Below are 13671 nucleotides of genomic sequence, written 5' to 3'. Positions count from 1 at the left end.
GAAATCATCGGCTGAGGTTCTCTTTAGCTCATGATTTAGCAGGAAGCGCTCATAGGGTTTTATGTATGTGCTATTACACTTTTGGATGCAATAGCACATGTTTGCATCTTTCTTCAAAAGGCTAGGCCTTCTGAAGAGTAGATTAAGGTTTTTGACGACGATTACTCGAAGACTCTGATTCATTAGAATCTAACCGCATATCGTCAAAACGCTCTGCCAAAAGATCAGGGTTACGAGCATTGCTAGATTCTGTTTCACTAAACCGCAAAACATTGGTCTTAAGCATGACCACATCTGTATTCGCTTCGTTTTGTTGCTCTGCTTTTAGCGCAAGCTCCTGCTCAACAAATTGAAAAACTTCATTCGCAAAAGCAGTGTGTGGATGAGCAGCCAAGCCTCGTATCAGGGTTTCTGCGTCTTTATAGACTGTTCCTTGGTAAGATAGGTTGTGCAAAGCTAAGAAACGAAGTTCGCCGTAATAATTCTTTGCCTCTTCAATAAATGCATCTACTTCTTGCGACTCGAATGCCAATGTTGATGAGAGTTCCTCTTGCGCTGAAGCATCATTCACTATGATAAATTTATCTAACAGCTTATTAAGCTGCACTAATTCTGCATGACTCAAAGTCTTTAGCTTGGGCAACAATCCTTTAGCTTCATGCGTGATTAATTGTTCTTTGAAGCGCGCTGCCAAATAATCTGCACCGATGGGTCTTGCATCTGGTTTTTCTGCTATCTCCAAGCCGATTAAGCCTGTGAGCAAGCGTTGTGTTACACCCATGCTGCAACTGGGCTTATCTAACTTGCCATCATCATTTTCGTTGTCGTCATAATTATGTGCCCTAGCCAATAAAGCCAAGGTGGATATAAAGCTTTTTATTAAGTTGCTTCTAATCAGCTCTAAACTAGCAATGCCTTCTTCTGTTCGTTGAGCATTCTCTATCAAGGCAACATTATCAGCATTCAGCTTAATGTTTTCATCATTCAATGCTCGCCAAATTAATGCTAATAAGTGCCAATCTTTTTCTGCGATGGAGGCTTGTCTGCCTTGTTCTGTGACTTCTACAAAATTAGCCTCTGGAGACATCCAGGGATTTGGACGTGCAAACAAATAGCGACCAGCTTGGTGCTCTGTATCTGCTTGTTGACGCTCAAACACATCGCCTTCACCTTTCTCTAAGCTCAAGCCTTTGGCTGCAAGACGGCTTTCAATATGGGTTTTTAAAAATTGTAGTTCTTTTTCTATGGCTGAAATATTTTCTGAATCTAAATCTGGGTACAGCTTTTGCAATGCATTCACCATACCTTGCTCTTGCAGGTTTAATGCTCGCATTGAGTTTTCTTTGTTTTGTGCTAAGGTACGGAGATTTTCATCTGCATTGTCTGCGGCCAATACGGCGGCACGTACTGCTGGATAATCTAAAAGGCGACGGCACACATTCATATGACCACTCAGATGTGCCCAACGAAAAGCTAGGTTATTATTGGCTGTGATATTACTTACTACTGCTGGAAACCTTAGAAGTAGCTCAATTATAGCAAGGTGACCGTTAAGAGCAGCTACACGAAAAGCGTGATTGTCATTCACTGTTATGTTATTTGCTATAGCAGGAAATCTTAGAAGTAGCTCAAGTATATCAAGATAACCCCAGTTAATAGCTTCATGAAAAGCCTGGTTATTATTGGCTGTGATATTATTTGCAACCTCAGGATATTCTAAAAGGAGCCTTACTATCTCAATCTTGTCATTGCTAGCAGCCAAACGGAAAGCCTCATTATCATTAGCAGCGATGTTATTTACTACAGCTGGATATTCTAAAAGAGCTTGCACTATTTCAAGATAGCCATTTTTAGCAGCCCAAAGTAAAGCGTTGTTATTTTTTGCAACGATGTTATGGCGCACTTCTGGAGATTCTAAAAAGAGCTTCGCTATATCAAAACGGAGATACTTAATAGCCTTGCGAAAAGCTTTGTTATCTTTCTCGGCAATGTTATCGCGCACATCTTTGCTTGTTAAAAGATGTTCAACCTGATGAAGATCATTGTTTTGAATTGCCGCATAGAGCTTATTTATTTCAAAGTTAATCATTGTAAAAAAAACACCATTTTGTCATCAAGCTAGATTTTATTGTGGCAAATAATGCTCTTTGTCGTCATAGTAATAATTGCTATTGATATTTTTGGTCGGCAGTAGAGGGCAGATAAAAGGTAGCGTTTATGGAGAATTATTCAAAAATTCTTTGTAAGGGGACAGGGCAAACTTAATTGATTCTCAAGTTGTTCAATCTTTTTAGAGCGTTATTTTTCAGGTTTCTCTATGTTCTAAATTCGATTTTTTCTTTTCTTCTTGCATGTTCTATCAGAATTACGGCGTGGGGCATTTCTTGGTTCTGTTTGGCTAAATTGCAAAATAGGCTTCTCAGTCATGATGGCTTCTTGCTCTTGCGGGTTCAGTTCTTGTGTCTGGCTTTCATGAGTTTGCTCTAAGACACAAAGATTTTGATTTGCATTGCTTGCGCTGAGTATTTCATAAATCCTCATCAGATTAAGATTTATAGCAGGATGATCGCCATCATAAGCTCTCACATGTGGCTTTACATCAATGCGCTCTACCTGTTCTGGAGATTTTAAAGGACGGCGTATTGATGCGGGTATTATCATTCTTTTATCGCTCAAAAACATTTGATTAACCTGGTTGATAAATTAGAGCAAATTTAGCTTATAATTTGCATAGTATTAATTACTATTGACTATTGCTGTTCGATAGTAGAGTGCAGATAGGGGTGAGAGTTGTGGAGGGTTATTCAAGAATTTTTTCTGCATTATGTCATTATAAAATGGCATTGTTTTCTTTTGTGTGTGGAAAATCATCGGCTGAAGTTTTCTTTGGCTCATGATTTAACGGGAAGTGCTCATAGGGTTTTATGTATGTGCTATTACACTTTTAGGTGCGATAGCACATGTTTGTATCTTTCTTCAAAAATCCAGACCTTCTGAGAAGTAGATTAAGGTTTTTGAAGACGAGTACTCAAAGGCTCTGATTTATTAGAATCTAACTGCATATCGTCAAAACGCTCTGTCAGAGGTGCATTGCTTGATTTTGCTTTGCTAAATTGCAAAACGCGGCTCTCATGCATGGCCACATCTGTATTTGTAATTTCATTTTGATCTGCTTTTGGCTCAAGATAAAATGCATAGTTATCCTTAGTAGCAACTTCAGGAAACTCTAAAAATCGATTGACGATAGCAAGATTAGCATCTGAAGTCGCCCAGAAAAATGCATTGTTATCCTTAGCAGCAATGTTGTTTACTATTGCAGGAAACTCTAAAAGAGGAGGGACTGTATTAAGGGTGCTTTTTTTAATCGCATTATCAAAAGACTCTTTATTTTCTGGGATACTTACGGTTGAATTTCTCATTTTCTCTCCTAAAAGACTATTTAACTAACCTGCCATTAATCAAAGCAAATTTAGCTTGTGATTTTCATAGTATTAATTTCTATTGATTTAGTTGCGCGCTTGTGATAAGGGTGTAGGTTATCATTATGAGGAAAATAGATTGATTTTTATTGATAGTAATAATCTGGAGGACTGAGGCTTCAATGCCTCCAGAAAAGTACTAAACTGAAGAACTTAATTATCCTATCCTTCTTCTCTTCTTTGGATTCTCTTCTTCTTGGCTGTCCTCATCAAAGGCTTCTTCTCTTTTTCTTTTCTTAGATGTGCTATCAGGATTACGGCGTGGGGCATTGCTTGATTCTGTTTCGCTAAATTGCAAAACATTAGCCTTAGTCATGACCGCATCTGTATCAGCTTCGTTTTGTTGAGCTGCTTTTAGCGCAAGCTCCTGCTCAACAAATTGAAAAACTTCATTCGCAAAAGCAATGTGTGGATGAGCAGCCAAGCCTCGCATCAGGGTTTCTGCGTCTTTATAGACTGTTCCTTGGTAAGATAGGTTGTGCAAAGCTAAGAAACGAAGTTCTCCGTAATAATTCTTTGCCTCTTCAATAAACGCATCTACTTCTTGCGACTCGAATGCCAATATTGATACTAGTTCATCCAGCACCGAACCATCATTCTCCATGATAAATTTATCTAACAGCTCATTAAGCTGCACTAATCCTGCATGACTCAAAGTCTTTAGCTTAGGCAACAATCCTTTGGCTTCATGCGTGATTAATTGTTCCTTAAAACGCTCTGCTAAATAATTAACCCCGATGGGTCTTGTATCTGGTTTTTCTGCTATCTCCAAGCCGATTAGGCCTGTGAGCAAGCGCTGAGTTACACCCATGCTGCAACTGGGTTTATCTAACTTACCATCATCTTTTTCGTTGTCGTCATAATTATGTGCTCTAGCCAATAAAGCCAAGGTGGATATAAAGCTTTCTATTAAGTTGCGTCTAATCAGCTCTAAACTAGCAATGCCTTCTTCTGTTCGTTGAGCATTCTCTATCAAGGCAAGATTATCGGCATTCAGCTTAATGTTTTCATCATTCAATGCTCGCCAAATTAATGCTAATAAGTGCCAATCTTTTTCTGCAATGGAGGATTGTCTGCCTTGTTCTGTGACTTCTACAAAATTAGCTTCTGGAGACATCCAGGAATTAGGACGTGCAAACAAATAACGCCAAGCTTTGTGGTATATACTATCAATTTGGTACTGAAAATTACGTCTACTAAAAATCAAATGCAGTCGTTTAGCTTTACAATGCTTTTCAAGATAATTTCTTAAAGATTTCAATTCTTTTTCTATGGCTGAAATATTTTTTGAATCTAAATCTGGGTACAGCTTTTGCAATGCATTCACTATGCCTTGTTCTTGCAGGTTTAATGCTCGCATTGAGTTTTCTGTGTTTTTCGCTAAGTCGAGAAGACTTTCATCTGCATTGTCTGCTGCCAATACGGCGGCACGTACTGCCGGAAACTGAATCAGACGATTCACGACATCAAAATGACCATTTTCAGCGGCTAAACGAAGTGCTTCGTTATCATTGGCAGTAATATTATCTCTTACTGCCGGAAACTCTAAAAGACGATTGACGACATCAAGATGACCATTTAGAGCTGCAAAACGAAGTGCGTAGTTATCATCAGCAGCAATGTTATCTCTGACTTTCTTAAACTGTAAAAGACGATTGACGACATCAAGATGGCCACAATGAGCTGCCCAACGAAGTGCTTGGTTATTATTGGCAGTGATGTTATCTACAACTGCAGGAAACGCTAAAAGGAGATTCACTACATCAAGATAGCCACCATCAACAGCCTCAATAAAAGCACGGTTATTCTTAACTGCGATATTATTTATCACATCAGGAAATTCTAGAAGGAGCTTCGCTACATCAAAATAGCCACCGCCAGCAGCCTTACGGAAAGCTTCGTTATTCTTGGCAGTGATGTTATTTACTACCTCCGGAAATGTTAAAAGTAGCTTCACTGTTTCAAGAAGGCCATTCCCAGCAGCCCAACGTAAAGTGTCATTATCATAGGCTGCGATATTATTTGCCACCTCTGGACATTCTAGAAGGAGTTTTACTATCTCAAGATGGCCATTTTGTGCAGCCAAGCGTAAAGCGCGGTTATTGTAATCATATTGAATACTATCTACCACTGCCCGAGATGTTAGAAGGGATTTTATATTTTCAATATCCCCATTTTTAGAAGCCATACATAAAGCTTTATTATTTTCGGCTCTTGCTGCTGCCGGCAATGTTAGAAGGAGCTTCATTATCTCAGAGTGGCCGCCGCTAGCCGCTTTATCAAAAGCTTTATTATTCTTAGCTGTAATGTTATCGCGGATGTCCTCGAGGGTTAAAAGATGCTCAACCTCAAGCAGATTGCCATTTTCAATTGCTGTATAGAGGCAATTCATTTTTTCAAAGTCAAGCATTTTAAACACACTATTTAGTCATTAAACATAATGGTATTGTGGCAAATAATGCTCTTTGTCGTCATAGTAATAATTGCTATTGATATTTCTGGTTGGCAGTAGAGAGCAGATAAAAACTAGAATTTATAGGGAATTATTCAAAAATTCTTTGGAAGGGGGCAAGGCAACGTTAATTGATTTTCAAGCTGTTTAATCTTTTTAGAGTGTTCTAGATCGTAAAAAAAGATAATTCCATCACAACTGCTCTAAGGCACTTATGATGGAAAGCGTGTTTGGTGTTTTAAGGGAGAGATTATCCTTCAGGTTGCCCCATGTCTAAATTCCATATTCCGAGAAGCTTACGAGTGCTGTCTGTAATATAGATGCATTGTTCAATGTGATGAAAGCATAAACCACCCACAGCAGTGCGTTCGAGAGATTGAACATACTGGTTATAGTCGATTAGATTTTTCATTTGATTACTCCACTTGTGTCTAAACGATGCAAGGCAATTTCTGTGCCTAGCAACATAATCAGTTGATAAACATATAAATATTAGTGAATGCTTATATCATTATTTTCTTTTTTGTAAAGAAAGCTGACAGTTATGTATGGCTTTAGGATGCGGATAATATGTGTAACTACTTACTTTTTATAAGAAAAGCTTTTTCTTTGTTGATACGCTTAATGAGGATTGGAAGACAAGTTGTTACTTATGTACTGGGTAAATATTTAAAATATTTTCTCTTATTATTGATTCATTTGATTCCGACAACATCCATTGCTCAGAAAGTCATACCGCTTCAAGATACATTGCAAACAGTCAAAGCACGTGGATATCTTGTGTGCGGAGTGTCTCAAGGATTGGCTGGTTTTTCAACGATCGATGATCGTGGCCATTGGCAGGGTATAGATGCGGATTTTTGTCGGGCTGTGGCCGTCGCTGCCTTGGGGGATAAACAGAAAGTTAAATTTATACCATTATCAACAAAGGATAGATTTACTGCTCTCCAATCCGGCGAGATTGATCTGCTTGCTCGTAATACTACATGGACTTTATCGAGAGACAGCTCTTTAGGTCTCGATTTTGCGGGCGTCTTATATTACGACGGTCAAGGATTTATTGTAAAAAATAAGATAAAAAACTCAACTTTAAAAGTCTCATCTATTGCTGATTTAAATGGGGCAATTATTTGCACCAATGCAGGAACAACCACAGAGCTGAATATTGCTGATTATTTTCAAAGCCATGATCTTAAATATCAAATCATTACCTTTGAAAAAAGTGATGAAGCAGTCCTTGCTTATGATACAGGACGTTGTGATGCTTACTCTACAGACAGAGCAGGTCTATTTGCACAGCGCTTACAATTAAAAGATCAATCAAATCATACAATACTTTCAGAAACCATTTCAAAAGAACCATTAGGGCCTGTTATTAGGCAAGGTGATGATAATTGGTCGAATATTGTGCGTTGGACTTTGTTTGCGCTTATTAATGCAGAAGAGCTAGGGGTTAATCAACATAATGTCAGCAGTATGGGAGATACAACACAACCTGATATTCAAAGACTTCTGGGCTACCAAGGAGGACTTGGAGAGAAGTTAGGACTACAAAATGATTGGGTATACCAAATCATACTACAGGTAGGTAATTATCACGATATTTTTGAAAGAAATTTAGGCACATTAAGCTTGTTGAAAGTGGATAGAGGTGTGAACCGTTTATGGACAGAAGGCGGCATATTGTATGCACCACCTTTTAGATGAGGCGCTATGAAGATAAAATCTCCATTTTGGTACAACCAGCGTTTTAGAAATACTGCTATTCAATGTTTAATAATATTGTTTGTAGCAACATTGATATATTTTTTGGCCTATAACCTGCGTCAAAATCTGCAAGCAAGAGGTATTGCCTCAGGATTTTCTTTTCTTAACCAAACCTCTGGTTTCAATATTATCATGCATTTAATTGATTTTTCAGAGCGTTCAACTTATTTGCGTGCATTTTGGGTTGGTCTTATTAATACGCTGATGGTATCAGCATTTTCAATTGTGCTGGCAACAGTGATAGGTGGTGGGATTGGATTAATCAGTATCTCCAGGAATAAAATATGGTCAAAATGTGCTGTCGCTTATGTGGAAGTGATTCGTAATATTCCATTACTCTTGCAACTTTTGTTCTGGTATTTCGTTGTATTACGTTCAGCACCTTATCCAACAGAAGCGATATCTTTGGCGAATGTGGTGTTTATTACAAATCGAGGTTTGTATTTGCCTAGCTTTGAATTCACTGGTATGGGCGCTGTATTTATTAGTCTGTCTCTTTTGTTTTTACTAACGATAGCTTTCACAAGAAGATTTTTTAGTAAAAACGTTGTGCGATTAGGCATAAGTTTTTTTATAGGTATGGGTATGATTGGCGTTGCTTTATTACCCTTGCATATTCCTTATTTAGGTCGTTTTAATTTTGAAGGTGGTATTGTTCTGATTCCAGAGTTTATGGCATTGGTGATTGCGCTCAGTCTTTATACTGCCGCTTATATTGCCACCATTGTTCGGATGGGTATTTTGTCAATTTCAAGAGGTCAAACAGAAGCAGGTTTAGCGCTGGGTCTTTCAACTTGGCAAATACTAAAGCATATTTTATTGCCACAAGCATTAAAGGTGATATTACCATCTTTGTGCAATCAGTATTTGAATTTAACCAAAAATTCATCTCTTGCAGCAGCGGTTGCTTATCCAGATTTAGTGTCTGTTTTTGCAGGCACTGTTTTGAATCAAACTGGGCAAGCGGTAGAAATTATTGCAATTACAATGGCTGTGTACTTGGTCATTAGTTTGACAATTTCATTTTTTATGATGCTCTATGAGAAGCGATTGAAATGGAGTATTCAGTGAGTGCATTGATTCCTAAGCAGTGTCAAAATATTTTTTCCTCTATCTGGAAAAATCTCTTTTCTGTGCTAAGCATATGTTTGATCATTTATTTGAGCTATTTGGCTATAAAGTGGGCGGTGATTGATGCTACTTTTTTTGCCCCAAGTTTAACAGAGTGTCATACAAAAGGCGCATGTTGGGCGATTATAAGTGTTCGCTGGAAACAGTTTTTGTATGGGTTTTATCCAGATGCTGAGATTTGGCGTGTCAATTTTGTGTTTTTTATTTTTTTAATGAGTATTGGGCTGCTCGCATTTTTTAAAAAACATCTATTTTTAAAAATGATCATTGTTTTTTTGAGTGCAATAACAAGCATTGCTTTGTTGCGGGGAGACAGTTTTCATTTAGCGCCCGTGGGAACCGATCTCTGGGGTGGATTATTTCTAACAATATTCTTAAGTGTATGCTGTATATTGTTGGCATTCCCCATTGCTTTATTATTGGCGCTGGGTAGACAATCAAAGCTCATTGTCCTTAAAGCAATATGCGTGACAGTGATTGAGGTTGTACGCGGTGTGCCTTTAATTTCAATTTTATTTATGGCGTCTTTTATGCTGCCTTTCTTTTTACCAGAGGGAGTGAATTTTGATAAATTGCTGAAAATTGCCTGTGGGATCATTTTATTTCAAGGCGCTTACTTGGCAGAAGTCATACGAGGTGGCATGTATGCTGTGCCTAAGGGACAGTATGAAGCTTGCGCTGCGCTGGGATTGAGCTATTGGCGGAGCATGCGATTGGTTATTTTGCCACAAGCTTTGCGTATTACTATTCCTGGTATTGTTAATACTTTTATTAGTTTATTTAAAGATACTACTTTAGTCATGATCGTTGGAATGCTGGATTTTTTAGGTATCATTCAATCTGCGATTACAGATCCAAAATGGATTGGTAGTGCATTAGAGGCTTATATTTTCTGTGCATTAGTGTATTGGATTATTTGTTTCAGTATGTCGCTTTTCAGCAAGAAACTCGAAACTAAATTAAAGGTTCATCATTTATGAATGTTATGCAGCATAATACGGTTATAAATTTTAACAAGGTTAACAAATGGTATAATGAGTTTCATGTCTTAAAAGATATTAATCTTCAAATCCAGAAGGGAGAGAAAATCATTATTTGTGGACCCTCTGGCTCAGGAAAATCCACATTGATTCGATGTATTAATCGCTTAGAGGCACATCAAAAAGGTAATATTGAGGTTCTAGGCATTCAATTGTCTGATAATTTAAGAAGCTTGAAAACAATTAGAAAAAAAGTAGGCATGGTGTTCCAACAATTTAATTTGTTTCCGCATCTTAATATTTTAGAAAATTTGATGCTTGCACCTATGAATGTGCAGAAAAAAAACTTTGCACAAGCAGAAGCATTGGCAACACTTTATTTAAATAAAGTGAAAATTTCTGAGCAAATCAACAAGTATCCAGCTCAGCTTTCTGGTGGGCAGCAACAACGTGTTGCTATTGCAAGAGCGCTGTGTTTAGAGCCTGAGATTATATTATTTGATGAGCCTACCAGTGCGCTTGACCCAGAGATGATCAAAGAGGTTTTAGATGTTATAGCGGATTTAGCAAAAGAGGGCATAACTATGGTATGTGTTACTCATGAAATGGGCTTTGCAAAAAATATAGCTGACAGAGTCATTTTCATGGATGATGGTGAAATTATTGAACAGGCGCCGCCAGAAGATTTTTTCAACCATCCGAAGATGCCCAGAACACAGTTATTTTTAGAAAAAATATTGAAATAGAGACAATATTCAAACGTCGGATAAGTGATATTACTTGGAGTCGAGGCAAATCAAGTTTGTGTATCTGCGCGTATCTGCCAATAGCTAAAACAGCAATAAGCATGAGAAATTTCAAGTTTATATCAAAAAAATAACTTTTGATTGTTTAAAATCATGATGTTTGTGGGCTGATTTTTAAAGGCTTAAGATTTGCGTTGAAATTGTTGTACATTTAACTAAATTTATGTTTAAATCACTGCCTAAAAATTGGTTAGGTAAGTAGGTTTGCATATGCAGGTAGTAGAAAAGAATATCATTGAGTTTTCCTTAGAAAATAATAAAAATGCACCCAAAATAAGTCGGACAACTAAATATATTTCTGCTCATGAAGTATTCCCCTTACTACCCAAAATTCAAGAAACAGATGTTGCCTTGGAAAATGATTTAGAAAACGAAGGTGCAGAAGATATTTTAGCGAATTTAGATATTCAATCTTGGATCAACGCCCTTGAAATGCAGTACGGCACAGCTGCTGTTGCCAGCGTAACAAGCCAAGGTTCGCATAATCACCTTGTTAAAATTGATCACAAATATCCCCTTCATTATGCCGCAGCAGAAGGTAATATACATATGCTGACGGTTTTATTAAATCAAGGTTATTCTATTAATGCAAAAGATAACCTGAATAGCACGCCTTTGCATGTTGCTGTTATGATGAATCAATTCGCAGCAGTACAATTTTTAGTTGAAAAAGGCGCAAATATTAATGCTTTTTCATATGAAGAATGGGATTCGGTGAGCTTGTCTATTGTCAAAGGGCATTATGAAATTGCTGAATATCTGCTCAAGCAACCTAAGATTTATGTAGATGATATTACGCTTTATACCGCAATGGATGCGCTGTTTTCGGCCTCTGATAAAGGTGAAAAAAATGAACTATCTAATCTTTTGCGTGTGATTGAATTACTAGCAGAGCATACAAGCCCTGCTGTATTAAATGTGCCTGGTGAAGGGTTTGTTGTAGAAGGGCTACCCATCTCTGTTTTGTTAAGAATTGTTGCTTCTTCAACCGAAGATGCAAAAGCGCGTGCAGAAATAAATAAAACAGCAGATGCGATTAATCAGCATGACACAACGGAATCTATTTATATAGATGCAAAATTGTTGATGCATGTGTTGCCTGTTGCTGGGTATTATCAAATCGCTTATGATAAAAACGGTTCATTTGATCATAAATATTCTTTTTCTATTGGCGCGGAAGGGCATTTTTCAAATTATACTGTAGATGCTGCTGCCCAAACCCTGTCCACTTATATGAAGCAAATGGATTCTAACAATAGTTTACAACATTTTGTTTTTGATAAGATTCACTCAACTATTTGCTATTCTGCACAACTTGCCGATGCTACTAATGATCAAAAAGTAATTTCTGATTTGTATCAAAATTATAAAAATGGTAATACTATTTTATTGCCAACAGGATGGGAAGGGCATTTTGTGGTAACTATTTTAGACAGCAAAAATGGTTATTTTGCAGTATCAAACACCGGTATGTCATTTGATGGTAATGAGTCTGGTTCAATCGTATACAAAATGCATCATCCAGAAAATGTTACGCCAGAGATCTTGCAAACCATTTTAAACAATGAAGATCAGTTTAAATTAGAATATGATTTGCATTATCAGTTAGGACTTGAAAAACTTTATGTACTTCCTGAACCCCCTCAAACAACGGGCAATTGTGGCTGGAGAAGCATTGAAGTGGCTGTTGAGGCACTTGCTTTTATGGCGCTTGCGGAAAGAGGATATTCGATCGAAGATGCGCAAACAATTGCACATGATTGGTATTTTGATTGGTATCAATATACGTGCACGGATGTTTTAAAATCTTATTTGGAGAATGATCCCAGACTTGATATTAGTGCTTTGAGTGATATTTTGGTTTATAACCATCCATCTTTATTTGATAGTACTATGCCTATAAATTCGCATGAGTGGGAAAGAGCTAAGCTTGTGATAGATGCCATGAGCAGTGAACAGTATAAAAATAAATTCAATGAAGTCGCAGATGATTACAGTGATGCACGCCCTGAATTAAAAACGCTTATAGAATCACATGGCTTTGATTTATCATCAATTGATTCACTCACAGAGAATTTTGATAGTTTACATTTGTTTCCGTGGTCTTTCCCTAAGAGCGAGAATACATCTATTGCTTTGAAAGATGTGCTAACAATGGATTCAGATGATGCGGTTAAGCAATTATTCGTTGAAGCACAAGGTGAAATATTATCAAGTGAACTTAATAATAATTTGGGTGCTTTTGAGCAAACTTTCTCTCAGCAAACTTGGCAGGATGATTCACTATCGAGTATAGTACTCTTCGAAATTTAAAACGATATACCCTCTCTATGCAGTATGGTGCTTTGGCATACATTTGCATGAGAGTGTAATGAACTTATAGGATGAGTTGTATGTTAGGTGGAGTTGTTGATACGAATCAGTTTGTTCGTCCTTTTCCTCGATGGTACACACCCGTAAAATGGTTTATACCTTTAGGATTAACTTTTGTTGCAGTGCTTTTAACCACTTTGATGCTAACGGGAATAATGCCATTACCCGCTATTTTCTCGGTGCTTGATTGGTTGCCTGCTATGTATCAGGGCATGGAAAGTTTAGGCGCATTCATTTTGCTTTCTTCGACTTTGTTCACCGTTGGAACGATGTCTATGATGGCTGCTTCTTCTCTGACCAAATTATTTCTATTTCAATATGTTGAAAATATGGCTACCGATAATTTAAATGGCAGCCAATATTTGTCACAGCTTAAAGAAGTGATTGATACGGAAAAAGAAAAGCAAAGAACAGCACGTCAGCTCGAGCTAGAAAATGCATTGCTTAACGCAGACGCAGAAAATCAAGCGTTAACGCATGAGATTGATGATTTAAAGCGTGGCGGTCAATCCATTTTAAGCACATATACATCTAAAGCTAAACCCAAACCTCAAGAGAGCCATAAGCCGGATGATAAGCCTGTTGAGGCGAATCACAAAGCAGCTGTTACGTCTACGCGACCTAAAGTGACAAAATAAAAATAGAAGCGCTGTCTCAAAATGCTGAACCCAAAAGTTGCTGCT

The 13671-nt window shown here is 37.5% G+C and carries 11 protein-coding genes; 6 read left to right on the top strand and 5 right to left on the bottom strand.

The features are described from left to right. Positions 1 to 142: 142 nt before the first annotated feature. From CC99x_RS06420 to CC99x_RS06400, 5 genes are all read right to left on the bottom strand, one after another. Positions 143 to 2089 carry an ankyrin repeat domain-containing protein gene (locus tag CC99x_RS06420; protein ID WP_057622531.1) on the bottom strand — a complete coding sequence of 649 codons (1947 nt, stop codon included), beginning with the start codon at positions 2087 to 2089 and terminating at the stop codon, positions 143 to 145. A gap of 233 nt (positions 2090 to 2322) precedes the next feature. Next, on the bottom strand, positions 2323 to 2661 hold the full coding sequence (locus CC99x_RS06415; protein WP_141651856.1) for a hypothetical protein: 339 nt from the start codon (positions 2659 to 2661) through the stop codon (positions 2323 to 2325). 344 nt (positions 2662 to 3005) lie between these two features. Further along, positions 3006 to 3419: a hypothetical protein gene (locus CC99x_RS06410; RefSeq protein ID WP_057622534.1), complete on the bottom strand. Its 414-nt coding sequence runs from the start codon at positions 3417 to 3419 to the stop codon at positions 3006 to 3008. 217 nt (positions 3420 to 3636) lie between these two features. Continuing rightward, positions 3637 to 5889 carry an ankyrin repeat domain-containing protein gene (locus tag CC99x_RS06405; protein ID WP_057622536.1) on the bottom strand — a complete coding sequence of 751 codons (2253 nt, stop codon included), beginning with the start codon at positions 5887 to 5889 and terminating at the stop codon, positions 3637 to 3639. A gap of 292 nt (positions 5890 to 6181) precedes the next feature. After that, positions 6182 to 6343: a hypothetical protein gene (locus CC99x_RS06400; RefSeq protein ID WP_158003176.1), complete on the bottom strand. Its 162-nt coding sequence runs from the start codon at positions 6341 to 6343 to the stop codon at positions 6182 to 6184. 158 nt (positions 6344 to 6501) lie between these two features. Between CC99x_RS06400 and CC99x_RS06395 the strand changes: the two genes are divergently transcribed. From CC99x_RS06395 to CC99x_RS06370, 6 genes are all read left to right on the top strand, one after another. Beyond that, entirely contained in the window at positions 6502 to 7638 is a 1137-nt protein-coding gene (locus tag CC99x_RS06395) for an amino acid ABC transporter substrate-binding protein (protein ID WP_200953401.1), read from the top strand. Positions 7639 to 7644: 6 nt separating this feature from the next. After that, positions 7645 to 8769: an amino acid ABC transporter permease gene (locus CC99x_RS06390; protein WP_057622538.1), complete on the top strand. Its 1125-nt coding sequence runs from the start codon at positions 7645 to 7647 to the stop codon at positions 8767 to 8769. Then, entirely contained in the window at positions 8754 to 9809 is a 1056-nt protein-coding gene (locus tag CC99x_RS06385) for an amino acid ABC transporter permease (protein ID WP_057622540.1), read from the top strand. The genes CC99x_RS06390 and CC99x_RS06385 overlap by 16 nt, the downstream gene beginning before the upstream one ends. Then, positions 9806 to 10555 (top strand): amino acid ABC transporter ATP-binding protein, encoded by a 750-nt coding sequence (locus tag CC99x_RS06380; RefSeq protein ID WP_077065310.1) that lies wholly within the window; start codon positions 9806 to 9808, stop codon positions 10553 to 10555. Before CC99x_RS06385 ends, CC99x_RS06380 begins: the two co-directional genes overlap by 4 nt. A 270-nt stretch (positions 10556 to 10825) precedes the next feature. Further along, positions 10826 to 12928 (top strand): ankyrin repeat domain-containing protein, encoded by a 2103-nt coding sequence (locus CC99x_RS06375; protein WP_057622542.1) that lies wholly within the window; start codon positions 10826 to 10828, stop codon positions 12926 to 12928. 80 nt (positions 12929 to 13008) lie between these two features. Next, positions 13009 to 13626, top strand: coding sequence for a hypothetical protein (locus tag CC99x_RS06370; protein WP_057622544.1), 618 nt, complete (start codon positions 13009 to 13011; stop codon positions 13624 to 13626). Positions 13627 to 13671: the final 45 nt, after the last annotated feature.

Source organism: Candidatus Berkiella cookevillensis (assembly GCF_001431315.2).
GTDB lineage: Bacteria > Pseudomonadota > Gammaproteobacteria > Berkiellales > Berkiellaceae > Berkiella_A > Berkiella_A cookevillensis.
This window is presented reverse-complemented; position numbering and strand designations above follow the sequence as displayed.